General features: G+C 34.8%; 27 protein-coding genes and 1 riboswitch. Of the genes, 15 read left to right on the forward strand and 12 right to left on the reverse strand.

The genetic code is table 11. The annotated features are described in order from the left end of the window. Positions 1-3: 3 nt before the first annotated feature. Positions 4-291 carry a DUF2752 domain-containing protein gene (locus VUJ46_RS09405; protein ID WP_326984724.1) on the reverse strand — a complete coding sequence of 96 codons (288 nt, stop codon included), beginning with the start codon at positions 289-291 and terminating at the stop codon, positions 4-6. A 33-nt stretch (positions 292-324) separates the two neighbouring features. Further along, the gene (gene namA, locus VUJ46_RS09410) at positions 325-1,377 is read right to left on the reverse strand and encodes an NADPH dehydrogenase NamA (protein ID WP_326984725.1); all 1,053 of its coding nucleotides are present in this window, start codon (positions 1,375-1,377) and stop codon (positions 325-327) included. Between the two features lie 107 nt (positions 1,378-1,484). On the opposite strand from namA, the gene cdd reads away from it, so the two are divergent. From cdd to VUJ46_RS09425, 3 genes are all read left to right on the forward strand, one after another. After that, positions 1,485-1,967: a cytidine deaminase gene (cdd, locus tag VUJ46_RS09415; RefSeq protein ID WP_326984726.1), complete on the forward strand. Its 483-nt coding sequence runs from the start codon at positions 1,485-1,487 to the stop codon at positions 1,965-1,967. A gap of 374 nt (positions 1,968-2,341) precedes the next feature. Beyond that, positions 2,342-2,518, forward strand: a riboswitch (cobalamin riboswitch). Between the two features lie 28 nt (positions 2,519-2,546). Beyond that, positions 2,547-4,382, forward strand: a complete 1,836-nt coding sequence (locus VUJ46_RS09420; protein ID WP_326984727.1) for a TonB-dependent receptor plug domain-containing protein — start codon at positions 2,547-2,549, stop codon at positions 4,380-4,382. Between the two features lie 10 nt (positions 4,383-4,392). After that, on the forward strand, positions 4,393-5,454 hold the full coding sequence (locus tag VUJ46_RS09425; RefSeq protein WP_326984728.1) for a hypothetical protein: 1,062 nt from the start codon (positions 4,393-4,395) through the stop codon (positions 5,452-5,454). Positions 5,455-5,898: 444 nt separating this feature from the next. Here the strand turns inward: VUJ46_RS09425 and VUJ46_RS09430 are convergent, their stop codons facing one another. From VUJ46_RS09430 to gldB, 9 genes are all read right to left on the reverse strand, one after another. After that, on the reverse strand, positions 5,899-7,320 hold the full coding sequence (locus tag VUJ46_RS09430) for a CCA tRNA nucleotidyltransferase (RefSeq protein WP_326984729.1): 1,422 nt from the start codon (positions 7,318-7,320) through the stop codon (positions 5,899-5,901). A 178-nt stretch (positions 7,321-7,498) separates the two neighbouring features. Further along, positions 7,499-8,047, reverse strand: a complete 549-nt coding sequence (locus tag VUJ46_RS09435) for an L-threonylcarbamoyladenylate synthase (RefSeq protein WP_326984730.1) — start codon at positions 8,045-8,047, stop codon at positions 7,499-7,501. Positions 8,048-8,289: 242 nt separating this feature from the next. Next, on the reverse strand, positions 8,290-8,715 hold the full coding sequence (tnpA, locus tag VUJ46_RS09440) for an IS200/IS605 family transposase (RefSeq protein WP_326984731.1): 426 nt from the start codon (positions 8,713-8,715) through the stop codon (positions 8,290-8,292). 700 nt (positions 8,716-9,415) lie between these two features. Continuing rightward, a complete protein-coding gene (locus VUJ46_RS09445; RefSeq protein ID WP_326984732.1) occupies positions 9,416-9,898 on the reverse strand; it encodes a hypothetical protein in 483 nt (160 codons plus the stop codon). After that, positions 9,870-10,373 carry a DinB family protein gene (locus VUJ46_RS09450; protein WP_326984733.1) on the reverse strand — a complete coding sequence of 168 codons (504 nt, stop codon included), beginning with the start codon at positions 10,371-10,373 and terminating at the stop codon, positions 9,870-9,872. Before VUJ46_RS09450 ends, VUJ46_RS09445 begins: the two co-directional genes overlap by 29 nt. A gap of 69 nt (positions 10,374-10,442) precedes the next feature. Further along, complete coding sequence (locus VUJ46_RS09455) at positions 10,443-10,922, reverse strand: nuclear transport factor 2 family protein (protein ID WP_326984734.1); 480 nt, start codon at positions 10,920-10,922, stop codon at positions 10,443-10,445. A gap of 93 nt (positions 10,923-11,015) precedes the next feature. Further along, a complete protein-coding gene (locus VUJ46_RS09460) occupies positions 11,016-12,155 on the reverse strand; it encodes a cystathionine gamma-synthase (protein WP_326984735.1) in 1,140 nt (379 codons plus the stop codon). A 98-nt stretch (positions 12,156-12,253) separates the two neighbouring features. Further along, entirely contained in the window at positions 12,254-12,580 is a 327-nt protein-coding gene (gene gldC / locus VUJ46_RS09465) for a gliding motility protein GldC (RefSeq protein WP_326984736.1), read from the reverse strand. Between the two features lie 63 nt (positions 12,581-12,643). Continuing rightward, the gene (gldB, locus tag VUJ46_RS09470; RefSeq protein WP_326984737.1) at positions 12,644-13,627 is read right to left on the reverse strand and encodes a gliding motility lipoprotein GldB; all 984 of its coding nucleotides are present in this window, start codon (positions 13,625-13,627) and stop codon (positions 12,644-12,646) included. Between the two features lie 53 nt (positions 13,628-13,680). On the opposite strand from gldB, the gene VUJ46_RS09475 reads away from it, so the two are divergent. The 7 genes from VUJ46_RS09475 (at position 13,681) to VUJ46_RS09505 (ending at position 18,251) form a co-directional block, all read left to right on the forward strand. After that, entirely contained in the window at positions 13,681-14,319 is a 639-nt protein-coding gene (locus tag VUJ46_RS09475; protein ID WP_326984738.1) for a leucine-rich repeat domain-containing protein, read from the forward strand. Positions 14,320-14,326: 7 nt separating this feature from the next. Next, positions 14,327-14,860 carry a GNAT family N-acetyltransferase gene (locus VUJ46_RS09480; protein ID WP_326984739.1) on the forward strand — a complete coding sequence of 178 codons (534 nt, stop codon included), beginning with the start codon at positions 14,327-14,329 and terminating at the stop codon, positions 14,858-14,860. Further along, on the forward strand, positions 14,857-15,414 hold the full coding sequence (locus VUJ46_RS09485) for a GNAT family N-acetyltransferase (protein WP_326984740.1): 558 nt from the start codon (positions 14,857-14,859) through the stop codon (positions 15,412-15,414). The genes VUJ46_RS09480 and VUJ46_RS09485 overlap by 4 nt, the downstream gene beginning before the upstream one ends. A gap of 7 nt (positions 15,415-15,421) precedes the next feature. Further along, positions 15,422-16,213 (forward strand): NAD(+) synthase, encoded by a 792-nt coding sequence (gene nadE / locus VUJ46_RS09490; RefSeq protein WP_326984741.1) that lies wholly within the window; start codon positions 15,422-15,424, stop codon positions 16,211-16,213. A 188-nt stretch (positions 16,214-16,401) separates the two neighbouring features. Continuing rightward, positions 16,402-16,893, forward strand: coding sequence for a ribonuclease domain-containing protein (locus tag VUJ46_RS09495; protein WP_326984742.1), 492 nt, complete (start codon positions 16,402-16,404; stop codon positions 16,891-16,893). 44 nt (positions 16,894-16,937) lie between these two features. After that, the gene (locus tag VUJ46_RS09500) at positions 16,938-17,225 is read left to right on the forward strand and encodes a barstar family protein (protein WP_326984743.1); all 288 of its coding nucleotides are present in this window, start codon (positions 16,938-16,940) and stop codon (positions 17,223-17,225) included. Positions 17,226-17,654: 429 nt separating this feature from the next. Further along, positions 17,655-18,251, forward strand: a complete 597-nt coding sequence (locus VUJ46_RS09505) for a Crp/Fnr family transcriptional regulator (protein ID WP_326984744.1) — start codon at positions 17,655-17,657, stop codon at positions 18,249-18,251. A 63-nt stretch (positions 18,252-18,314) separates the two neighbouring features. Here VUJ46_RS09505 and pafA read toward each other — a convergent pair whose 3' ends face one another. Next, positions 18,315-19,961: an alkaline phosphatase PafA gene (gene pafA, locus VUJ46_RS09510; protein WP_326984745.1), complete on the reverse strand. Its 1,647-nt coding sequence runs from the start codon at positions 19,959-19,961 to the stop codon at positions 18,315-18,317. A 246-nt stretch (positions 19,962-20,207) separates the two neighbouring features. Here pafA and VUJ46_RS09515 point away from each other — a divergent pair, with 246 nt between their 5' ends. From VUJ46_RS09515 to VUJ46_RS09535, 5 genes are all read left to right on the forward strand, one after another. Then, positions 20,208-20,534 carry a hypothetical protein gene (locus VUJ46_RS09515; protein ID WP_326984746.1) on the forward strand — a complete coding sequence of 109 codons (327 nt, stop codon included), beginning with the start codon at positions 20,208-20,210 and terminating at the stop codon, positions 20,532-20,534. Then, positions 20,534-21,337, forward strand: a complete 804-nt coding sequence (locus tag VUJ46_RS09520) for a hypothetical protein (protein WP_326984747.1) — start codon at positions 20,534-20,536, stop codon at positions 21,335-21,337. The genes VUJ46_RS09515 and VUJ46_RS09520 overlap by 1 nt, the downstream gene beginning before the upstream one ends. Then, positions 21,330-21,722 carry a VOC family protein gene (locus VUJ46_RS09525; protein WP_326984748.1) on the forward strand — a complete coding sequence of 131 codons (393 nt, stop codon included), beginning with the start codon at positions 21,330-21,332 and terminating at the stop codon, positions 21,720-21,722. Before VUJ46_RS09520 ends, VUJ46_RS09525 begins: the two co-directional genes overlap by 8 nt. 35 nt (positions 21,723-21,757) lie before the next feature. Further along, a complete protein-coding gene (locus VUJ46_RS09530) occupies positions 21,758-22,294 on the forward strand; it encodes a GNAT family N-acetyltransferase (RefSeq protein WP_326984749.1) in 537 nt (178 codons plus the stop codon). An 82-nt stretch (positions 22,295-22,376) separates the two neighbouring features. After that, a complete protein-coding gene (locus VUJ46_RS09535) occupies positions 22,377-22,961 on the forward strand; it encodes a TetR/AcrR family transcriptional regulator (RefSeq protein ID WP_326984750.1) in 585 nt (194 codons plus the stop codon). The last annotated feature ends 162 nt before the right edge of the window (positions 22,962-23,123 follow it).

The following is a 23,123-nucleotide window of genomic DNA, read 5'->3' on the forward strand; positions in this document are numbered from 1 at the left end:
TTGTCAGTGTAGATAGAGATGCTTATAAAAATAGGAAGTTACCATAATTACAGCATTTATAATTGCTAAACCCACTAATAAATTTCCGTAATTCCTTTTCTTATCGATAAAATTTAATCCGACTGTTGCGAAAAAAAGCAGCAAAGTATACACCGCCGGAAACATATGAAAAGCCTCTGCAAATCTGCCTTCAAAGACCATCACAATGGCTCTTTGAGTTCCACAGCCGAAACACTCGATTCCTAAGTATTTTTTGCTTGGGCAGGAAAGCATATAATCTTCAATATTCATAGTTTAGCGTTTGGGGATTCAAATATATAAAAATTATGTAGAAATCTTTGCTCTCAGATATTGATGAGGGAAAAAGGCTTCTTCATTCATTTCAAAAGAACCCTGAACAGCTAAATAAGGATTTCGTAAAATTTCTCTTGCCACAAAAATAAGATCGGCATCTCCTTTTTGAAGAATTTCCTCTGCCTGTTTTGCTGATTTTATTAAGCCGACAGCACCAGTTTTCACCTCAGCTTCATTTCTTACTTGAGAAGATAGGGGAACCTGATAGCCATCAAAAACAGAAATTTTAGCTCCATGAATATTTCCACCACTTGAAACATCAACCAAATCAACATGATGATCTTTTAGAATTTGAGCTAAAGCGGTGCTGCTTTCAATATCCCAACCGTTTTCAGCATATTCAGTTCCGGAAATTCTTACAAATAAGGCTACATTTTCATTTAACTCTTCATTTACCGCATCCACAATTTCCAATAAAAAACGGATTCTGTTTTCGAAACTTCCACCGTATTCATCGGTTCTGATATTGGATAATGGCGATAAAAACTGATGAACCAGATATCCATGAGCTGCGTGAATTTCAATAACATCAAAACCAGCTTTAACAGCTCTTTTTGCTGCAGCTTTGAAATTCTGAACCTGTTCTTTAATCTGTTCAATTGTTAAAACATGCGGAATTCTTTCGGTTGGATGATACGGAATCGGGCTTGGAGCCACCGTTTCCCAACCTTCTTCCAAAGGAATCTGAATATTATTCCATGTAGAGCCTTTCCTTCCTGCATGTGCCAATTGTATTCCTATTTTACTTTCTGAGTTTTTATGAACAAATTCTACGATCTTTTGTAATTTTTCTGCCTGTTCATCATTCCAGATTCCCATACAATGGTTGGTAATCCTTCCGCGTGGCTCTACACCGCTTGCTTCTACAATTAGTAAACCGGTCCCACCTTGCGCTCGGCTTCCGTAATGCACGAAATGGAAATCATTTGCCAAGCCATTTTCACAAGAATACATACACATTGGAGACATTACCCAACGGTTTTTAAGCGTTACATTTCTGAACGTAATTGGAGTATATAACATTTTGAATTGAATAATTTAGTTAAAATTCTGAAGGATAAATAGGGCTTGTCTACATTGGTAAAAAGAACTAATTTTATCCCCCTTTTTTTAATTCTACCTATAAATATATGAAAAAAGAAACTCAGATCAGTTACGAGTATTTTAAAAATAGCGAAGAGCTAAACGATATAGAGAAAAAATTGTTTGAAAAAGCTAAAGAAGCTAGAGAAAACGCCTATGCTCCGTACTCTCAGTTTTTAGTGGGATGTTCCGTTTTGCTGGAGAACGGTGAAATCTATTCCGGAAACAATCAGGAAAATGCAGCTTATCCATCGGGACTTTGTGCGGAAAGAACAGCGCTATTCTGGATTGCCGCCAATTTTCCGGACGTAAAAATCAAAAAGATCTTTGTGGTGGGAGGTCCTAAAGAATTTCATGAGAAAAATCCACCCATTCCCCCATGTGGAGCTTGCAGGCAAAGCTTAATGGAATATGAAACGAAGCAGAATGAAAATATAGACCTTTATTTTTCGAGCATGAATGAAGAGGTAGTGAAGGTACATGCGATTAAAGATCTCTTGCCGTTTTATTTTGATGCTACATTTTTGTAGTTTTTAAATATGAATAGCGCAATTTTTCCACCCATAACATTCATTTTTGAGAATGTCATCTCGTTCATTTAAATAGTACATTCATTGAAAACCTCATAGGTTTTAAAAACCTATGAGGTTTTGGAAGAAGATCATTCTTTTGATGATAGGCTGAAATATGATCTTTGGTCCACGGCCTAGCCCTGATCGAACGGTTACCCCGCAACTGGGTCGGAGCGTTGGGGAGGGCAAGGGTTTTAGGATTGGCGGGCGTTGGAGAGCTTGGCGTGAGGAGTATGAGAGAGAGCAGGAATAAGCTCCTAAAAAACAATATTGTATATTTCATTGAAATCCAAATCATTACACTCCATTTTGTTTTTATAATTTAATACACTTACATTTGCAAAAATTTTGGTTTCCAGCATTTTGGAAATAATAGGGAATCGGGTGAAAATCCTGAGCTGTCCCCGCAACTGTAAATCGCAATCAAAATTTCTACGGAAAACCACTGTGCAAACGGGAAGGTGTGGAAAAGCGAAAGTCAGGAGACCTGCCAAAATCTAACTAAAATAATTGCTTTCGGTGGAAAAGTGAAAAGGTATGAATATAAAAAGATCTGTAGTCCTGTTTTTTTCGTCTTACGGCTGCTTTCTGTTTGGTCAGGAAAAGGTAATAGACACGGTGTTTGTTTTTGACAATCAAATGAACAAGGTAAAACTTTTTCATAAGGTACAGACTATTTCACCTCAGGATATTGAAAAAAACTCAACCAATCTTTCTGAACTTTTACGTTTTCAAACGCCTGTTTATATTAAAGAAAACGGACGGGGTGCTGTTTCTTCGCCTTCTTTTCGGGGAACCACTGCACAGCAGACTGCTTTTGTATGGAACGGAATTAATATCAACTCAAATTTTTTAGGTCAGGCAGATGTAAATAATATTTCTTTCGGAGGTTTTGATCAACTTGATGTAAAGGCCGGCGGCGGAAGTGTAATTTATGGAAGCGGTGCCATTGGCGGAAGTATTCACCTGAATAATACGCTGGATTTTAATAAAGGCTTTCACGGTTCTCTTTTTTCAGAAGCAGCATCTTTTGGAACATTTAATAATTTTTTGAAAGGTTCTTACAGCAATGAAAAGTTCAGCTTTAAAGTTTCGGGCAATTATTCGGTAAGCGAGAATGATTATGAAGTAAAAGAATCTCAGAATTATATCAACAGAAATGGGGAATATAATAATACCAATTTTAATTTTTCGGCAGCTTATAAAATAGCTCCACATCATCAAATTTCGTGGATTTCGGAGTTTTTTAACGGAAATCAAAACTATCCTGTTTTTTTTGACAGTCAAACGAAAACGAAATATGAAACTCAGAATGTAAGAAGTTTAGTTTCGTGGGACTGGAGTCAATCTAAATTTACCAATTCCTTTAAAGCTGCTTATACCGAGGAAAATTTTCAGTATTTTTCTGATATTAACAAACCTTATTTCAGTGGCGGAACCGGCAAAAATTATATTGTAAAAAACAACTTCAATTATTTTATCACGCCAAAATGGAACTTTAATTTAATTTCTGAATTCCAGCTCAATAAAGCAGAAGGTCTGAAGCAGTCTCAACTTAGAGATGTGAGCAGAAATGTAGGTTCTTTTGCTGCGTTAATTCGCTATTTCACCACTAAAGATCTGAGATTTGAAGCAGGAATTAAAAAAGACTTTGTTGAAGATATCAGTTCGCCCCTACTTTTTTCTTTTTCAGGAAAATGGGATGCAACTCAATGGTATCATGTTAATTTAGACGTATCGAGAAATTTCAGGTATCCTTCATTTAATGATCTTTACTGGCAACCGGGAGGAAATTTAGATTTGAAACCGGAAACGTCTTATCAATTTGAATTGAGAAATCAGTTTAAAATTTCAGATTTAAAACTTTCATTAACTCCTTATTACCTGCGAGTTTACGATATGATTGTTTGGCAGCAAAACAACGGAAATTCTTATTATTCAGCTACCAATATTTCGAATGTGAGGTCTTACGGACTTGAAGCACAATTGGAATATTCAAAGAAATTCGGAAAACAGAGTATTCAGTCTAATATCGGTTATTCTTACACGAAATCTATTGATCTTGAAAGGGAAAAACAGCTAATGTACGTACCTGTTCATAAAGTATTTGGAAATATTGACTATAAATATGATTTCCTGAGATTGTATGTTCAGGGATTATTTAACGGATTAACATATACCTCAAACGATGCAAAAAAAGAAGCATCACTTGATCCTTATTTTGTAATGAACGCAGGAATTTCCGGAACATTCCTTAAAAACTACAATGTAGGATTTAAGGTTAATAATATTTTTGATCAGGTTTACTATACGATGCTGTCCTATCCTTTACCAAAAAGGAACTACAGCGTAACTCTTAATATTAATTTTTAAAATAGAAGATATGAACATCAGAAAAATTTTACCTTTTATATTTGCTTCGGCATTAGTTTTCAACGTTGCGTGTAGCAGTGATAGTGACGAAATTCCCGCTGTAACGTATGAAAACGGAATTCTTATCAGTGACGAAGGGGGATTTAGTACACCTACTTCTAATGTGTCATTTATCAGTAATGACCTTGGAAAAGTATACAATAAAATCTATTCTACGAATAACAGTAACGAAAATCTGGGAAATGTTTTACAATCAATAGGTTTTAACGGAGATCATGCTTATTTGGTTTCGAACGTTCCTAATAAAATAGATATTGTTAACAGATATACGTTTAAAAAACAAACTACTGTAACCAGTAATCTTGACAATCCAAGATATATTGCATTTTCAGGAAATCAGTATTATGTTACCAACAATAATTTTTATGATGTAATGAAGATGAATGTATACAATACGGCTGATAATTCTTATGTTAAAAGCATCGATTTTCCTCGTTCTGCTGAGAAAATTGTAGAAGCTGGCGGAAACATTATTGTTCAGACAGATGGTGTTACTTACGAGACCACCGCTCCTTATGGTGAGTTATCAACTGGTTACACTGTTACTGTTGTATCTCCATCTACCAATACAATAAACAAAGTAATCACTCTACCTTCTAACGGAATTATCCGCGATCTGATTTCTTACAACGGAAAACCGTATGTTTTGGCTTCAGACAATACCAATTCTTATATTTATGAACTGAACGCGTCTGCAGGAACTTATCAAACGACCACACTTACTGCCATTCCTCAAGCGCAAAAACTAAGAATTACTGACAATAAAATCTACTTTACCACATCAGGTAACAAAATCTACACAATGAACTTTGGATCCACTACAGTTCCGACGGCTCCATTAGCTACATCTACAGGAAATCTTTATGGTTTCAATGTTATTGACGGAAGAATTTATGTTTCAGATGCTAATTACTCAGGAGACAGCAAAGTAAATGTATATGATGCTACTTCTGGTACTTTATTAAAAACTTTCGCAACGGGTATTGCAACAAATGGTTTTTATAAGAACTAAGACACCTGCTGTGAAGCAGCTTTTAGCAGTTAACTTTTGGCTATTAGATTCACCATCAAAATGATATATTTTCAAAAATAGAATAATAAATTATTTCAGAAACTTATATGTAAAAAGGGACGACTTTTTTGAAAGTCGTCCCTTTTATTTTATTTTCTAATAAAAACCCTTAAAAATATAATTTCAAAAAACCAATACTCCACCAAATCGGAAATCTAAAATAGGTATAAAGCAAGGTACAATTATCTACAAATGGCTGACCTTTTATTGCTTTTTGAATTTCAAAATCTATAGAAAAAAATGGAATGACACCTCCTAAAAACCAAAAACGCAACCAGATATAAAATCCGGTTGCGTTTCTTAATTATTTTATATTTCCAAACTCCAAAATTGAAGATGAAAATTACTGCTAAAATGATATAATCAAATGTTCCAAAAAACATTTTAAGCTAAAGTCAATCCCAATTTTTCAGCTTCCGCAATCACAAAATTTCTTGCTTCTTCGCTGTCATTTCCAATCTCACCTTCAAGAATAGCTTCCTTCACTTTTTCCTTTAAAATCCCGATTTCACGACCTGGCTTTAAATTAAACATCGCCATAATTTCCTCTCCTGAAATCGGCGGCTGGAAATTTCTCACCTGATCTTTTTCCTCCACTTCTTTGATTTTCACCGCAACATATTCAAAATTTTTCTTGAATTTCTCCTGTTTTTTAGAGTTTTTCGTTGTGATATCGGCTTTACAAAGTGTAAACAGATCTTCCAAATCTTCGCCCGCATCAAACAATAACCTCCTCAGTGCAGAATCTGAAGCATCATCTGTGATCAGAGCAATCGGGCGTGATGATAATTTTACCATTTTCTGAACATATTTCATGTCAGGCCCTAACGGTAATTTCAATCTCTGGAACAATGTTTTCACCATTTTTGAACCTAAAAACTCATGTCCATGGAAAGTCCAGCCCGTTCCTTCAACAAATTTTTTGGTCGGTGCTTTTCCGATGTCATGAAGTAATGCCGACCAGCGAAGCCATACATTATCCGTATTTTCAGAAATATTATCAACCACCTCTAAAGTATGGTAAAAATTATCTTTATGGGTTTGTCCTTCAACTTCTTCCACGCCTTTCAGATCAATCAATTCAGGAATAATTAATTTCATTAAGCCTGTCTGCTCCATTAGTTTTAACCCAACAGAAGGTTTTGTAGAAAGCATGATCTTATTAAACTCAACCATAATTCTCTCCATCGAAACAATTTTAATTCTTTCAGCTTCCTGCTTAATGGCTTCCAAAGATTTCTCTTCCACCTGAAACTGCAAAGTCGATGCAAACCGAATCGCTCTCATCATTCTTAACGGATCATCAGAATACGTTTGCGCAGGCTCTAAAGGTGTTCTTAAAATCCCTTTTTCCAAATCATCCATTCCGTGGAAAGGATCAATTAGTTCCCCAAAATTATCTTTGTTTAAAGAAATAGCCATCGCATTCACCGTAAAGTCCCTTCTTTTCTGATCGTCTTCGATGGTTCCGCCCTCCACTTCGGGTTTACGGCTGTCTTCCGAATAGCTTTCTTTTCTTGCTCCTACAAATTCAAGCTCAAGATCTTTGTATCGGATCATCGCCGTTCCGTACGTTTTAAAAACCGAAACTTTCATTTTGGGATCAATTTCTTTTCCTACGTTTTGAGCGAGTTCAATTCCGCTTTGTTCAGTCACAAAATCAATGTCCGTAGAAGCCTTTCTTTTCATTAGTAAATCCCGAACATAACCGCCTACAATGTACACAGACTGGTTGTTTGCCGCAGCTACCTCAGAAATGAGTTTGAAAAGTTTTAGATTTTTATTTTGATTTAAATTGATGAACATTTCTTTTAGATGTTTTGATAATAGACTGATAGAGGATAGACTGAAAGATTTGGACTTACCGCTACCTCCATTATTTAATTTAAAACCATCAAGAAATCAGATTTTAAGCTTAAAAAAACTCAATTTCCGACTTCTTAATGGTTAAATGATTTTGCAAAGATAATTAAAATCTTTTCTTTTATTCGCGAAGAACTTTTATTCTGTTGTCGCTCCAGATTTTTATCACCGAAGATCCTGAATATTTTGAAACAACGTCTCTGTTTTCTTCTGCTGCATAATCTACCAGATTAATCATTTCAGGAGATATATCCGAGAATTTCAGCGGACTTTTTTCTCCACTGAAATTGGCTGAAGTTGAAACCAAGGGCTTGTTTAATTTCGTGATTAGTTTTTTACAAAAATCATTTTTCACCAAACGGATCCCTATACTTCCATCTTCTGCTAATAGTTCTTTAGGTAACCCTCTCGGGTTTTCGTAGACGATAGTCACCGGTTTTTCACTTAAATCAATGATTTCCCAAGCCATTTCCGGAACGTCCACCAAATCCTGTAGTCTCTTTTCAGATTCCACCAGAATAATCATGGATTTATTTTTCTCGCGTTTCTTAATGTCAAAAATTTTGTTGACGGCTTCTATATTTGTTGCGTCACAACCAATTCCCCAGATGGTGTCTGTTGGGTAAAGGATTGTTCCGCCGGATTTTAATATATTGATAATGTTTTCCATTGTTAATTGAAAATTTTATATTTCGGCTAAAGCCAATGTGGAATTTAATTTTAAGCAAACAGGTTAAAACCCGTTCCTATTAATTTTCCAACGGTAAATTTACGAATCTTTGTGCAAAATTAAATATATTCTCTTCCGTTTAAAGAGGTTATTATATTAAAAACATATCGCATTTATTCAATAGAAATGGGCTTTAGCCCATTTGAAATGGAAATACAATCAAATTCGGCTTTAGCCAAAATCTATTTAAAATTATATCTATCAATAAACTCCTGATATTCTTCTGTAAATGATTTCTTCTTGTGATGAATTTCCTGATTTTTAATATAGTTTCTTACTGATTCAATCATAGATTCAGAAACAGAAACTGCAAAATATTCATCCTGCCATGCAAATTTTTCTTTTGTCAATTGATTTTTATTAATCCAAAAAGAAGATTCACCTTTTAATAATTGTACAACTTTTTCAATATTTTGATTTGAACCAAGAGAAATTAAACAATGACAATGATCCGAATAACCATTGACCATATCTAAGAAAATTCCTTTTTCTGATGCATTTTCTTTGATATGTTTCCAGACTTTTATTCTTAATTCTGAAGTATTGAAATAAGGTATTCTATTTCTCGTCGAGAAAACGACATGAATATAAATTTTAATAAATGGCATTTGTGTTGTTTTGCCAAAAATATAAATTTCTTTTTTAAGTTTTGGCTAAAGCCAATTAAATCGAATTTAAATTAAAAAACGGGCTAAAGCCCGTTGCTATTGATAAAATCTTGATTAATTATTTTTAAAATTCAATAAGAATCATTGAAAAACATATCAAAATAGCCTTTCTTCTTAGCTAAATCGAATTTGGTTTGATTTAATATCCTTTTAAAATCCTTCCGAATAAAATATTGTGAAAACAAAACAGGAGCATTTATTCTTCTACCATTTTGAATTAAAGTGTAAAGAACTGATTGGTCTTTAAATAAAACAATAGTAGTTTTTTCTTCGTCCGAACTGCTGAGACTACTGATAGGCTCATTCAGAAATATTAGGTTTTAAGATATTTTGGAAATTCTAAAATGATGTTTTTTTCCATATTCAAGAATTCTTCTTTGTGCTTCTTCTTTATGAATATTGAATTTGATTTCTTTTAAATTCCTCTCGGTGAATTTGCAATACAAATTATATAAACAACATATCGTTAAAGAGATCAGACAAAAATATTCTAAATTATTATTGAGCGCAGGTTTAATTTCTTTAAACGCAAGAAATCCATAAAAAAATCAATATTGAAAAAACGAAATAAATTCCGAAGGTATCAAATTTTTCAGCCCAACTTACATCATAGATTAGCTTCTTTGATTCAATACTTTTTTCAATATCTAAATTCTTTAAACTTTGCATTCTTTTTTTCTATTATTTTCAAATAAACTGAAGAAAAAGTGATAAATAAAATTGAAGCCAACAATAAAAAATATCCGACTTCTAAACTCTGAATTTTTGCTGTTCTTTCACTTTCCGAAGCTAAAACCTCACGCCACAACATAAATGAAGCAGAGATACCTAATGCAATTATTCCAAAAATAGAAGAAGTTGAATACTTTTTTCTAAAAGTAAACAGAATAGAAAGGAAAAACCAACAATTGGCTGTCCAAACAAAAAATTCAAAAATCCCCCCTCCTAGAAAGCTTATGATTCCAATAAGAACAACTGTATATGATTCAAAATTAGTTATTTTCCCAATATCTTCAATCTTAAAAGCATCAAAGAAAAGTGAGAGAATAAAAATTAATAAGCTGATTAAAATTAATTTTTTTTTAATTGTCTCATCATAAATTCTGCAAATATCTTTCCTCAATAATATTCAAATGATGAATATTGTGACCAACAATCAGTTTTCCAATGGTTTCCGCTGAAATCTGGTTTCCATTAGCTGTTCCCATATTTTTCAAAGCTGATGAATTTGCTGTTTCCAATAAAATCTGAGAGGACTTTCTGATCAGTTGATATTCTTCAAGTAGAGAAGTTACGCTTCTTTCATTCGCAAAAGACTGCTTCGCATATAATTCTTCATCAAAACCAGGCAATTCATTTTGATCTCCTCTTGCGAAAGCCAATATTCTGTACTGAAAAACTCTTTCAGTGTCGGATAAATGCAGAAGAAGTTCTCTCAATGTCCACTTTCCTTCTGCATACGCAAAAAGCGACTGCTCTTCCGAAAGTTTAGAATAAATATCAACTGTTTTTTCGCCAGAAATTCTGAGTTCTTCCAACCAGTTTTCAGAAGGAATTAAATCCAAATATCTCTGAACGTATTTTTGAAAATCTGTCATCGTTTTTTAATTTAACAATTTAGCAGTAAAATATTAGTAAACTGTTAAATTGGTACATTGTTCCATTAATTATAAGTGATGATCGTAGCTCAGTACACGCTTCATCTTCCAGTTTTTTCCATCAAGAATCCAGAGAATGGTAAATTTCGCGCGGCTTCCTTTAATCCATTTTCCATTAGAAAGTTCTGCAAAATCATGTTCACCCTCCTCCATAAAGGCGTACAAAACATTATTATTGTACAAAGGATAAACTTTCAGGCTGTTCGGCACCAACTCGCGTTTTACTTTATTGGGTCCGCCACAAATATTGTTTTTAATGGAAGCTGTGAAGGCTTGTTTTCCGGAAGTAATTCCGCCTTTGTCGTGGTAAAATTCTAAATCATCACTGACAATAGAATCATAATGAGAAAGATCACATGTATTAAATCCGACATCGAATATCAGACTGTCTAATTTTTTCGCTGTTTTGTATAACTCGTCAGTATTTTTGACTTGAGAATATATTATTTGGCTTAAAATTAATAACAATAAAATCTGGATCTTTCTCATGATGTTTTAGTTTTTAATTAACCACAAAAGTCACAAAAGCTTTTATATTTAATCTTAATAATTTCTTTTGGGACTTTTGTGGTAAAATTTTATTTAAGAAAAAGCTCTTTCCAAATCTGCAATTAGATCTTCTGCATCTTCGATTCCAACACTTAAACGAACCAAATCGTCTGTAATTCCCAATTCTGCACGTTTTTCTGCAGGAATGGAAGCGTGAGTCATCAATGCCGGATGATTGGCCAAAGATTCCACTCCACCCAAAGATTCTGCTAAAGTGAACACTTTTACTTTCTCTAAAAATTTGATGGCATCTTCTTTTTTACCAGATTTGAAAGTGAAAGAAACCATTCCTCCAAAATCCTTCATCTGAGCTTTAGCCAGCTCATATTGTGGGTGAGATTCCAGTCCAGGGTAAATTACCTGATCCACAGCTGGGTGAGATTCAAGATATTTTGCTACAGCCATTCCGTTTTCGGAATGTCTCTGAACTCTTAACGCCAAAGTTTTAATCCCTCTCAACACCAGATAAGAATCGTGAGGTCCTAAAATTCCTCCGCTTGCAAACTGAATGAAGTGCAATTTTTCTCCCAATTCAGCATCTTTAGCGATCAAAGCTCCTGCGATAACATCGGAGTGACCACCCAAATATTTTGTTGCCGAGTGCATGACGATATCGGCTCCTAAATCGATTGGTCTCTGAAGATAAGGCGTTGCAAATGTATTATCAACCGCAACCAAGATATCTTTCCCTTTTGCAATTTCTACCACCGCTTTAATATCTACCAGTTTCATCAATGGATTTGTCGGTGTTTCCACCCAGATCAGCTTGGTTTTATCGGTGATAACGTCAGCAATTTTTGAAACATCATCAAAATTCACGAACGTAAACTTCAACTGATATTTTTCAAAAAGTCTGGTGAACATTCTGTAGGTTCCACCATATAAATCATCAACAGCAATTACCTCATCACCAGGATTTAATAATTTTAAAACACAGTCAATGGCAGCTAAACCTGAACCGAAAGCCAAACCTCTCGCTCCGTTTTCAATGCTTGCCAAAGAGTCTTCCAAAGCCTGTCTTGTAGGATTGGCAGCTCTTGAATATTCATATCCGGAATGTACCCCCGGAGATTTTTGCGCGAATGTTGATGTTAAAAATACAGGAACATTCACAGAACCTGTTGCAGATTCGTGATGTTGCCCTCCGTGAATAACTTTTGTATTAAAATTCATAATTTGTATAATTAATAATTTGAAAATTTGAGAATTTGAAAATGTATACGCTTTGTTTAATTTTCAAATTGTCTCATTATCACATTTTCAAATTGGTTTTACATTTTTATTGCAGATTTGATCGCGAATTCTTCAGCGATCTGCTCGATCCATTGTGCCACATCTTCCTCACCTGTTGCTCTTTGGTAAGTATTTCCCAAAGAAACCAGGATTTGATGCATAAACATTTTCATCTGATCAACCGGCATTTCTTTGGTCCAAAGGTCGATTCTTAAAGCTTCCATTGCCTTTTCATCCCAGACAGAAATCATCACTGCTTTTGTCTCTTCCTTCTCTACCCCACCATCCTGTGCATTCCAGGTCATTGTTTCCGGAATGTGGTTTTCATCTAATTCTACATCTATCGTAATCTGAGTTTTTCTCATAACTTTCTATTTATTTCTAATACTTTATTTTCTAGCAATTGGTTTAAAAATTCCGTTTGCTTTCTATTTTAATTTTGGTTTATACCCTGACTGATTAAAAATTATCGTCGCATCCATTTTCAGGAAATCCAATAATTTTGTTTCTGGCTTTTCTTTCAAATAAGATTTACAAATCTGCCATCCGGTAAAAATCCCTATTTGCGGTGAAGATTCGTTGTCAATTTCTGTATAAAATTTTGAAAAAGGTCCGGGCGCAAGAAAACGTTCCTGCAGACGGTGGTCATCTCCAAAAAGCAAATTATTTTCCACAAAATAATTCCAGATATTCGCTTCATTGGCCACGGCCCATTCATACTGCTTCTGGGTATAGTTCATTTTAAGATAATCCGGAAAATCTGGCAAAAATGCATCCTGAAGAATCATAATCTTTCCATTCAACATCATCTGATCGATAAATTTCTGATGATCAGGAGATTCTTTCACAATACCCTCAGCAAAAATCTGCGAAACCTTCGGAACGATATTATTAGGATTCATCGATTTCTGAAAATACATTTCCAGGCCTTTATAATTTGGATTATTTTCTCCCATAAATCCCGTCACATCAATGAACAGGAAATTTTCTTTAGAATCGTAAAATATAGGATCCTGTGCCATTTGTAAGGCAGAGGAGAACAAAAACACTTTGGGGCTCTTAAACTCCGGAAAATAATATTTGATATGTGAGAACATTTCATGAAGCTCATTATTAAGCTTCTGCTGATCTATCTTTCCAATTGCCTCTTTATATACTTTTATTTCTTCAGCATCAGCCATTCTTTTGGCAAAATCAGCATCAGAAACCGTTCCCTGAAACCAAGGAAACTTTGCTTTGAACTGATCCAAAGTCAGATTCTGATCATAAAATTCTTTAGAAATATCTGTAATTTCTACTTTTTCCGCCGGATTTTTGACTTCAATATTCCATTGATTCTTAGATTCTTTTTTACAAGAACTCAATCCTGCAACTAAAATGAGAGAAAGCGCAATAATTCTGAAAATCTTCATTATTTTTACAAAAATTTTGATTCACAAAAATACGGATTATTAAAACAATCAACATGATGAATAATAAAATATTTACTACCCTTTTCCTGTTCTCCGGACTAAGCATACTTTCCGCTCAGGCACTTGAATTCAAGGATAAAAATCTTGAAAAAGCAGTACTGGAAAACTTTGATATTAATAAGAGCGGTGTTATTGAAAAGTTTGAAGGCGAGCAAATCACGAACTTGTTTTTGGCCAAAAGGAATATTACTTCTACAGAAGACCTTGCTTTTTTTCCGAACGCAAAAATGATCGTTTTAGATGAAAACCCGATTCCCAATGTTGCCTTAAAAAATCTGGAAAGTCTTGATTTGTTTTCCTGTACAGGATGTAAAATTTCAGCTTTCTCAGCAGAAAATCTGAAAAGCCTGGCTTCATTATACTTAGATAATAATGAGATTCAAACTTTTTCTTTAAAGGCAACTCCAAGAATCGATCAGTTAACGATTTCGATCAATAAGCTTAAAAGTATTGATGTAAGTTCGCTTAAATATTTAAGAAAATTAAACGTTGAACACAACCAGATTCAAAAGTTGGATATTTCTAAAAATCTAAATTTGCAGACATTAAATATCGGTGGAAATAAAATGAAGGAAACCGACATTAAAAAAGGAGCAAAAACAGATTTCACCCTTTTTGGAGCTGAACAATAATAAAAAAATGCATTTAGAAACCGAAAGACTGATTCTGAGAAAATTGGAGGAAACAGATGTTGAGCGAATGTTTTTGCTTGATTCCAATCCTGATGTCATGAAATATATCGGTGTTGCTCCTTTATCTGAGCCTAATCAATCAAAAGAAGTTATAGAAATCATTCAAAAGCAATATCTGGAAACAGGCTTGGGAAGACTTGCTGTAATTGAAAAATCCACAGGCTTACTGATTGGATGGAGCGGTCTAAAACTTTTAACCCAAGAAACCAACGGGTATAAAAATGTATACGAATTAGGCTATCGTTTTTTACCTGAATCCTGGGGAAAAGGCTTTGCTACGGAAGCAGCTCAAGCAGCATTGGAATATGGATTTCAAGAGCTGAAAGCAAATACAATTTATGCGTATGCCCATTGTGAAAATGAAGCATCCCATCATATTTTAACAAAACTGGGATTTGAAAAAACAGGTGAATTTGAAGAGCCCGACGGTATTTGCTTCTGGTATGAATTAACTCAAGAAAAATATAGTATAAAATCATGATATCATTAAGACCTGAAGAGGAAAAAGATAAGGAAAAAGTTTTACAGATCATTGAAGAAGCTTTCAGAAATGTTGAAAACAGTGACCATCAGGAACATGTTTTGGTTGAAAACCTTAGAAAGTCACAAGATTTTATTCCGGAATTATCTATAGTTGCTGATTTTGTGAATGATGACACCGGTGAAGAAGAATTGGTAGGACATATCTTATTCACGAAAGTAACGATAGAAAACGGTTCAGCATCTTTTGAATCCTTAGCTTTGGCTCCTGTTTCCGTAAAACCCGAATATCAAAATCAGGGGATTGGCGGACATTTGATCGCTTTCGGACATGTAATTGCTCAGGAATTGGGATTTAAATCCGTTGTTTTAGTCGGTCATGAAAAATATTATCCGAAATTTGAATACAGAAAAGCGACTGATTTTGGAATTACTTTTCCTTTTGATGTTCCCGAAGAAAACGGAATGGCTGTCGAGCTCATTGAAGATGGCTTAAAGGGCGTAAATGGAATGGTAAAATATCCTAAAGAATTTGGAATAGAATATAAAAATTAAACATACAATGCAGACACAAAAAATAATAGATCATATTGTCAATTGGCTGAAAGATTATGCAGTACAATCAAGAGTAAACGGATATGTCATCGGAGTTTCTGGTGGTGTAGATTCAGGAGTTGTCTCTACTTTAGCAGCGATGACGGGTTTAAATACCTTATTAATTGAAATGCCGATCCGCCAGAAGGAAGATCAGGTAAACCGAGCCTGGGAACATATGAATGATTTGAAATCAAAATTCCCGAATGTTGAAACAATGTCTGTAAACCTTACGCCTGCTTTTGAAGAGCTTTACAAGACATTTGACGTTCATGATGACCTGTATCCGAATGAAAAACTGGCTTTTGCCAACACAAGATCGCGTTTAAGAATGCTTACCTTGTATTATTATGGCCAGATTAACGGTCTTTTGGTGTGCGGAACAGGAAATAAGGTTGAAGATTTCGGTATCGGTTTTTACACAAAATATGGCGATGGCGGTGTAGATGTTTCTCCCATTGCAGATCTTTACAAAACTGAAGTTTATAAATTGGCAACCGGACTTAATTTGGTTAAAAGCATTCAGGAAGCCATTCCTACAGACGGGCTTTGGGATGCGGAAAGAACAGATGAAGATCAGATTGGTGCCACGTATCCTGAACTTGAGAAAATCCAGAAAGAATACGGAACCAAAACAGCAGAAGACTACGAAGGCAGAGATAAAGAAGTATTCTTAATTTTCGACCGAATGCATAAGGCTGCTCAACATAAAATGAACCCGATTCCGGTTTGTGATATTCCGGAAGAATGGAGGATATAATGTATCAATTTACCAATGTAGCAGTATAACAATTATGGAGACGCCGGAATATCTCACATTGATACACTGTTACACCGATACATTGCTACATTGGTACATTGCTACATTGCTACATTGGTACACTGCTACATTGCTACATTGCTACATTGGTAAATTGGTACACTGCTACATTAATAAATTGGTAAAAAATGAACAACAAAACGCGTCCTTTATTTTTCATTTGTTTAGGTCTTCTCTTCGGAATGGCGGTGATGTATATTTATAATAATTTCATCGCGGATTCAAAAGCTGAAAATAGAAAACCTGTTATTGAATATGGTTCTACATCAGGAAATCAAAACAGCGCAGACCCATCTATTGACGAGCTGACCAATGAAAAAACAGTGATTCAGTATGTGAAGCAGAATCACCAACTTCCCAATTGTTACATCACAAAAAATGAAGCCAGAAAACAAGGCTGGAATGCTGCACAAGGCAACCTTTGTGAAGTTTTACCGGGAAAAGCTATTGGTGGTGATAAATTCAGCAACAGAGAAAAAACATTGCCTCAAGGTGTACAATATTTTGAAGCAGACGTCAATTATCATTGCGGAAACAGAAATGCAGACCGAATTGTTTTCACAGAAAATGGAGAGGTTTATTTAACGAAAGATCATTATAAAAGTTTTGAAAAGCAGTAAGTTGATAGGATTCATCATTACTGCAATGACAAAAAATAAAAATTATGAATACAATATACATAGATTTTACTGAGATTGGAGATTACGAAGATTTCTACACTCAGCTTAAAGAAAAACTTACACTTCCTGAACATTTTGGAGATAATCTGGACGCACTTTCAGATGTGATCGCCGGAGCGATTGAAATGCCGCTTCATTTGGAATTTGTCAATATGAGCGTAGATCAACTGGAGCTTTTTGAAGATCTTTTAACGACATTGGAAGATGCTGAAGACGACGTGGAAGATTTTACCTTCACGTATTACCTTGAGCAATACGAAGATGAAGACTAGTAGAAATTTAAAGTTTTTAAAAGGAAAAAAGCAGAAAATTTGAAATTTTCTGCTTTTTATACATCTGAACACTGAATAATTCTCGCCACAACAGCCACAGCCTGTTCAAGCATTACGAGAGGTATTTTACTGCTTCCAGAACAGAATTTTATTTTGTATTTGAGAGGTGACAACCCCAAATCAAAAAACAGGAAATGAAAAATGGAGTGTGTCTTCCTATTTCGGTATTCTTCTGTTTTTAAGAAGCAGCAGTAAAGCAAAAAAAACTAACAAAACATCAGAGACCATATCCACCCCTGATTTTCGCGCTTATTTCTATTCAAAACACCTTTAAATAAAGAGATTTTGTATTCCCTTTTGTGGTATCTATTTATTTTTAATGAATATATTTATTTGTTACTTTTATATCCAACAAATAAGTAATAAAATATGATCATCTGTGAAGAACTTTTGCTTTCTCATGGGGCTGAGCTGCAAAATTACAATTCAGGTGAATTTATTTTTGAAGAAGGAGCTACACCGCGGTATTATTTTCAGATAAGAAGCGGCACGGTAGTCATCAACAGTATTTTGGACGACGGAAAGGAATTCATTCATGGGATTCCTTTTGAAGGACATTGTTTTGCGGAAACGTACCTATTTCACAACGTAAATTATGCAATTAATGCTATTGCCATTACCGCCTGTGAAATTATCAGAATGGAAAAAAAGAAGTTTTTTAAATTTCTGCTGAAACATCCTGAACAGATATTTCACCTCTATTCGTACACAGCGGATAGAATGCATTACAGATATTTAACGGCAGCAGCGCTGTCCTTCAGAGATCCTTTAACCAAAATAGATTTGGTGATGAATTACTTCAAAGACTATTTCGGAGGTAAGGAAAAGCATTCTTTTCTTATTCCCTACACCCGGCAGCAGTTGGCATCCCTCACCGGATTACGAATAGAAACCGTGATCCGGACCGTGAAGAAGATGGAAAAGCTTGATATGGTAAAAATCGATAATACAAAGATTTACTATTAAGCATGAAAACAAAAATCCCTGACTATTCGTCAGGGATTTTCTGTGATTTTTTATCTTATTCAACTATCTTCCAATAGCTTCTGTAATCGGATTTCCAACATTTCCACTGGGAAACTGAATCTTTAGTAACGCAGAAACCGTAGGAGCGATGTCTGTCATAAAGTAAGGCTTATTGCTTTCCCCATGCTGAATTCCCCAACCCATAAATAACAAAGGAATGTGAGAATCATAGGAATTCCAAACACTGTGTGTCGTTCCCGTTTTGGCGTAAGGAGGTAGCATAGAATCGTGAGAGATCAACTGAATATCTCCACTTCTCTGTCTGTTTATTCCATTAATAATTCTTTGTTTAATAGGCTCGGGGATGCTGGCTTCCTGAACTTTCTCTGCTGAAACAGCATATAAAACCGTAGGATCTTTTTCTATTTCTTTGATCGCGAAATCTCTTACCGCATCTAATTCTAATTTATTATCAGCCAATACTTTTCTATCAAAATAAACCTGGTAATTTTCAATAGAATTGATCAATTTATCAACCCCGAATTTATCTTTTAATTTTTGATTGATATTTTTCTCCATACCTTCTCCAAAGAATCCGGTAGGAAGTTTATGCTCCTGAAGGAAACCTACGGAATGCGCACCTCCGTGATCAGCGGAAAGGAATACTGTATATTGTCCTTTACCTACTTTTTCATCTAAATAATTGAAAAATTTAGCAAAATCCTGATCCAGTCTTAAGTAGACATCCTCAACTTCAATAGAGTTCGGACCAAATTTATGACCTGCATAATCTGTTGATGCCAAATTGATGGCTAAGAAATCCGTCACATCATCGTTACCCATTTTTTCACCTTCTACAGCTGCTTCGGCCATTTTCAGCGTTAATGTATTTCCGAAAGGCGTATATCTGATATTGTCTTTTCTTTCTTTATAATCTTTCGCTAGATTAGCATAAGGGAAAGTCGGCGTTTTAGCACTTCCCAACAATCCTTCCCAAGCTGAATTATCCGGAGAACTTTCCGTATACTGATTGATCGGAAGCAAGGTATTCCAGCCATTGGCCACCAGCTGATCCGGAAGTGACTGAGCATTAAAAGATTTTACCCATTGCGGCAAATCGTTCATATACCAAGTACTCGTAATGAAATTTCCTGTAGAATCATCAAACCAGAACGCTCCTGTTGGCGTGTGTCCGGCCGGTAAAATAGATGCTCTGTCTTTCAAAGAAACCCCTACAACCTTCGACTGGAAATTTGTTGCCAGTCTTAATTCGTCTGTAACTGTTGTAGACCAAAGGTTTTTCGGAGAATGGCTTCCTACTTTAACATTGGTTGTCCCTACCGGTTTCACACTTTCGTCTGTTGTACAATACACATTTTTCCCCGTTTCTTTATCGGTCCAGTCATTTCCTGCAATCCCGTGAATCGCCGGAACCGAACCTGTATAAATACTCGTATGTCCCAAAGCCGTTACCGTAGGAACGTAAGGAATATGAACGTTATTCAGGGAATATCCTGAGTTTAACAGTCTTTTGAAACCGTCGTTACCAAACTTATTGTAAAAACGATACAGATAATCCCAACGCATCTGGTCTACGACTAAACCAACCACTAATTTGGGTCTTTCTAATTGAGAATTTTTGTTCTTCTGCGCATTGATTGTCATTACGGACAAGAAAGTAGCCGCCGCAATCGAAATTTTCCTAAGCATTCAGTAAAATTTTATTGAGGACAAATGTAAGTCTTTTGAGACGTTTAGAATATGAAATTTCATTCAAATTTAGGTTTCATTTATCTTATTTAAAACCATTACAATCTATTTTTCCGTGATTTTCCAAAAAAAACAAAGGAATATACTTTAAATTTTCTTCGTATTAGAAAGCTTTTAAATAAAAATAATTAAATTTGAGAATAATAAAATATCCTTTGATATCCTTCCCTCAAATAGTAATAAGATATGCAAATACTTAGACCGTTTCTTTTATTTATTTCAATTGTCCTGTTTGGATGGCTCTTTGTAAGCAACGCAATACAGATTAACATGGCTTCAACACTCAATGAGGCTGAAATAAAATCTGAAATAACCAGAATCAATAATTTTACAGATACTGAGGATCTTAAACAGTACGCCATCGGAAAGGTCAATTATCTGAAATCCATGCGTGAAAAAAGTTCCCACCGATCACTCATAAGAGCCACTATTATCCTATTACTAGCATTGCTGCAAATTATTCTGTATGCAACACGAGCCAATTTTTCAACAACAAAAGCGAAAAATTTTTAATGATCTTAGGGGTATATTGGTATTATCAATTTCCTGAAAATCTATATCAGTTTCAGTATTTTAATTTTGAACGGGGATATGGCGGTCATATTGATAACCGGGCTGAACTTCATGCGGTAATTAAAGTTCCGAACCCTGAAAATATATTGCCGAAATTAAAAAATTCAGTTTCTGAATTTCCTAGCGCATCCTTATATGTGGGAATGCATGAAAACCTGCTGTCCTTCACGATTAGCGGGTACTATCTGTTTGATTTTCATTTTCAGTTAGCCCGGGAAATAGAGAAACTACTTGTCAGCGAAAATGCCGTCTCACCGGATTTGAAAGCGCCATTTATAAAAGAGTATGAACAAATTTTCAAACATAGCGGAACAGACAGATTTGATCCTGTCCAACATCGGTTCCTCCAAATCGTCGGATCGGAGTTCAAAAAAAATAATGCGGAAAATTTATCCATAAGAATAGACTGTTATCTATCGGTTTCGCATAAAACAGAGTTCATTCTTGATGTTAAAAAGAGTTGTCTGGAAGAAAATATTCATGTCTTCTATTATCACGAAAAAGAGTTTGATCATCAGTGTAATCTCATGATTTTTTTCACCAATGGCAGGCAGAAGCAAGAAGATATACAGTTTGTGGATATCAATTCTTTTGGAAGGAGAATCCGTTTACTTGGTCAAAAATATCCTCTACAGTTCGGTCATTTCGGAGGTATGGAATATTATCCGCTAACCCTTACCAAGGTAGAACTAATGACGGACGATGAATATATAATCCAAACAAAAACCCAGCATCATGATTAAATTCAAATATGTAATTCTGTATGTTGAAGATCTGGAAAAATCTATGAATTTTTACAAAGATACTTTCAATACAGAAATCAAATTTATCACTCCTGAAAAAGATTACGGCGAGCTGATAACCGGAGATACCACCCTTTCGTTCGCTTCTCTTGCATTAGCCAATTCAAATATTAAGGAAGGATTTTTACATTCAAAAGCAACTGAGAAACCTTTCGGAATAGAACTGGGTTTTGTGACTGATAATGTTGAAGATTTAGTCGAAAAAGCAATTTCCAAAGGAGCCACTTTATATGAAAATGTGGTTGAAAAACCTTGGGGACAAAAAGTAGCTTATATTAAAGATCCAGATCATTATTTGGTTGAAATTTGCACAGAAATTCAGTAATTATCTTGAAATTTGATTCTTAATTCTTTCACATTATGGAAATAAGAAAGCTTACTCGATTAGATGATAATCCTACGTTCAATTGGGGTTTGAATGGTTATGAAACCGATAAAATCTTTGTAGTTTCCGCTATTGAGATCGGAACGACATTTGAGTTTAGTCTGAGAGAAAAAAATCAACCTTATAAAAAAGTTTGGGAAACGAGTTCAGAGGATATCAATGATTTAAATAATATAATCAAACAGGGACATTCATTCGGAGCCTTTGATCATAATGAACTCGTTGGCTGGATCATCTGTGATTTCCGAACCTGGAACAATAGTCTTTTCATCGAAAATGTATTGATCAGTGAAAAATTCCGAGGTCAGAATATCGGCAGATTATTGATAAAAAGTGTGAACCGTGAAGCAAGAGAACTGAATTGCAGAATAGTTGAGCTCGAAACACAAAATACCAATTATCCTGCTATAAAATTTTATCAAAGCGCAGGTTTCCTTATTACGGGAATCAATACAAAATTGTATAATAATTCGATGGAAACTGCTCTGTTTATGAGCTATGACGTATTATAGACAAAACCGATATTCAATATTTAAATTTTTATTTTGTACCAACTAGTACAATTATATACCTTTGCTTCATCAAAACAAAGAAATGGCAGGAAGACCAAAAATATTCGACGAACAGGAAGCTGTTGAAAAAGCAACGGAAGTCTTTAGAGCAAAAGGTTACGACACTGCTTCTGCAGACGAATTATTAGGAGCCATGGGAATCGGGAAAGGAAGCTTTTATCTGGCTTTTAAAGGAGGAAAACAGGAATTGTATATTCGCTCCATCAAACAGTTTGCCGAAAATTTTAATCGAAAAATTAGTCAGGCTATTGAAAATTCTGAAGATCAGATTGAATTTATCCGACAGTTTTTTCTACAACTTGCCGATGCAAATGATTGCGATATTGAGAGAGGCTGTTATCTTGGAAATGCCTTGGTACAGCTTTCTGAAAAAGATGATGAGATAAAAAAAATCACAGCAGAATTATTAAAAAGCTTACAGAAAATCTTCAAAAAAGCAATCAAAAAAGCACAGCAAAACGGAAAATTAAAAACTCAGGAAGATCCAGAAATTTTAGCGTGGCATCTCACCAATCTCTGGAACGGAATTCACGTGACAAGACGCATGGAAAGTTCACCCCAAATGCTTCGATCTCTCATTGAAATGAACTTGAGAATATTGGAGTAAAGGGGCTAGAAGATGGAAGCTGGAGGAGACAATGTATAGTTTTAAAATTAAACATTAAACTGATAAACTTCCAGCATCGGGCTCCCATTTTCCTTATTCAAAAAAATTTTAAACAATTTTGTACTAAAAAGTACAATTTTAAAATTTAGATATAAATTAAAC

The organism is Chryseobacterium sp. MYb264 (assembly GCF_035974275.1).
In the GTDB taxonomy this organism is placed as follows: domain Bacteria; phylum Bacteroidota; class Bacteroidia; order Flavobacteriales; family Weeksellaceae; genus Chryseobacterium.

What these genes read in the sequence shown, in the direction of transcription:
- VUJ46_RS09455 (WP_326984734.1), bottom strand. Translation starts at nt 10,922, where the DNA reads ATGAGAAAGATCCAGATTTTATTGTTATTAATTTTAAGCCAAATAATA.
- gldC (WP_326984736.1), bottom strand. Translation starts at nt 12,580, where the DNA reads ATGAGAAAAACTCAGATTACGATAGATGTAGAATTAGATGAAAACCAC.
- VUJ46_RS09485 (WP_326984740.1), top strand. Translation starts at nt 14,857, where the DNA reads ATGATATCATTAAGACCTGAAGAGGAAAAAGATAAGGAAAAAGTTTTA.
- VUJ46_RS09520 (WP_326984747.1), top strand. Translation starts at nt 20,534, where the DNA reads ATGATCTTAGGGGTATATTGGTATTATCAATTTCCTGAAAATCTATAT.
- namA (WP_326984725.1), bottom strand. Translation starts at nt 1,377, where the DNA reads ATGTTATATACTCCAATTACGTTCAGAAATGTAACGCTTAAAAACCGT.
- VUJ46_RS09515 (WP_326984746.1), top strand. Translation starts at nt 20,208, where the DNA reads ATGCAAATACTTAGACCGTTTCTTTTATTTATTTCAATTGTCCTGTTT.
- VUJ46_RS09525 (WP_326984748.1), top strand. Translation starts at nt 21,330, where the DNA reads ATGATTAAATTCAAATATGTAATTCTGTATGTTGAAGATCTGGAAAAA.
- VUJ46_RS09430 (WP_326984729.1), bottom strand. Translation starts at nt 7,320, where the DNA reads ATGTTCATCAATTTAAATCAAAATAAAAATCTAAAACTTTTCAAACTC.
- VUJ46_RS09475 (WP_326984738.1), top strand. Translation starts at nt 13,681, where the DNA reads ATGATGAATAATAAAATATTTACTACCCTTTTCCTGTTCTCCGGACTA.
- VUJ46_RS09535 (WP_326984750.1), top strand. Translation starts at nt 22,377, where the DNA reads ATGGCAGGAAGACCAAAAATATTCGACGAACAGGAAGCTGTTGAAAAA.
- cdd (WP_326984726.1), top strand. Translation starts at nt 1,485, where the DNA reads ATGAAAAAAGAAACTCAGATCAGTTACGAGTATTTTAAAAATAGCGAA.
- VUJ46_RS09405 (WP_326984724.1), bottom strand. Translation starts at nt 291, where the DNA reads ATGAATATTGAAGATTATATGCTTTCCTGCCCAAGCAAAAAATACTTA.
- VUJ46_RS09495 (WP_326984742.1), top strand. Translation starts at nt 16,402, where the DNA reads ATGAACAACAAAACGCGTCCTTTATTTTTCATTTGTTTAGGTCTTCTC.
- VUJ46_RS09425 (WP_326984728.1), top strand. Translation starts at nt 4,393, where the DNA reads ATGAACATCAGAAAAATTTTACCTTTTATATTTGCTTCGGCATTAGTT.
- VUJ46_RS09530 (WP_326984749.1), top strand. Translation starts at nt 21,758, where the DNA reads ATGGAAATAAGAAAGCTTACTCGATTAGATGATAATCCTACGTTCAAT.
- VUJ46_RS09480 (WP_326984739.1), top strand. Translation starts at nt 14,327, where the DNA reads ATGCATTTAGAAACCGAAAGACTGATTCTGAGAAAATTGGAGGAAACA.
- VUJ46_RS09435 (WP_326984730.1), bottom strand. Translation starts at nt 8,047, where the DNA reads ATGGAAAACATTATCAATATATTAAAATCCGGCGGAACAATCCTTTAC.
- VUJ46_RS09505 (WP_326984744.1), top strand. Translation starts at nt 17,655, where the DNA reads ATGATCATCTGTGAAGAACTTTTGCTTTCTCATGGGGCTGAGCTGCAA.
- VUJ46_RS09500 (WP_326984743.1), top strand. Translation starts at nt 16,938, where the DNA reads ATGAATACAATATACATAGATTTTACTGAGATTGGAGATTACGAAGAT.
- VUJ46_RS09420 (WP_326984727.1), top strand. Translation starts at nt 2,547, where the DNA reads ATGAATATAAAAAGATCTGTAGTCCTGTTTTTTTCGTCTTACGGCTGC.
- nadE (WP_326984741.1), top strand. Translation starts at nt 15,422, where the DNA reads ATGCAGACACAAAAAATAATAGATCATATTGTCAATTGGCTGAAAGAT.
- gldB (WP_326984737.1), bottom strand. Translation starts at nt 13,627, where the DNA reads ATGAAGATTTTCAGAATTATTGCGCTTTCTCTCATTTTAGTTGCAGGA.
- pafA (WP_326984745.1), bottom strand. Translation starts at nt 19,961, where the DNA reads ATGCTTAGGAAAATTTCGATTGCGGCGGCTACTTTCTTGTCCGTAATG.
- VUJ46_RS09450 (WP_326984733.1), bottom strand. Translation starts at nt 10,373, where the DNA reads ATGACAGATTTTCAAAAATACGTTCAGAGATATTTGGATTTAATTCCT.
- tnpA (WP_326984731.1), bottom strand. Translation starts at nt 8,715, where the DNA reads ATGCCATTTATTAAAATTTATATTCATGTCGTTTTCTCGACGAGAAAT.
- VUJ46_RS09460 (WP_326984735.1), bottom strand. Translation starts at nt 12,155, where the DNA reads ATGAATTTTAATACAAAAGTTATTCACGGAGGGCAACATCACGAATCT.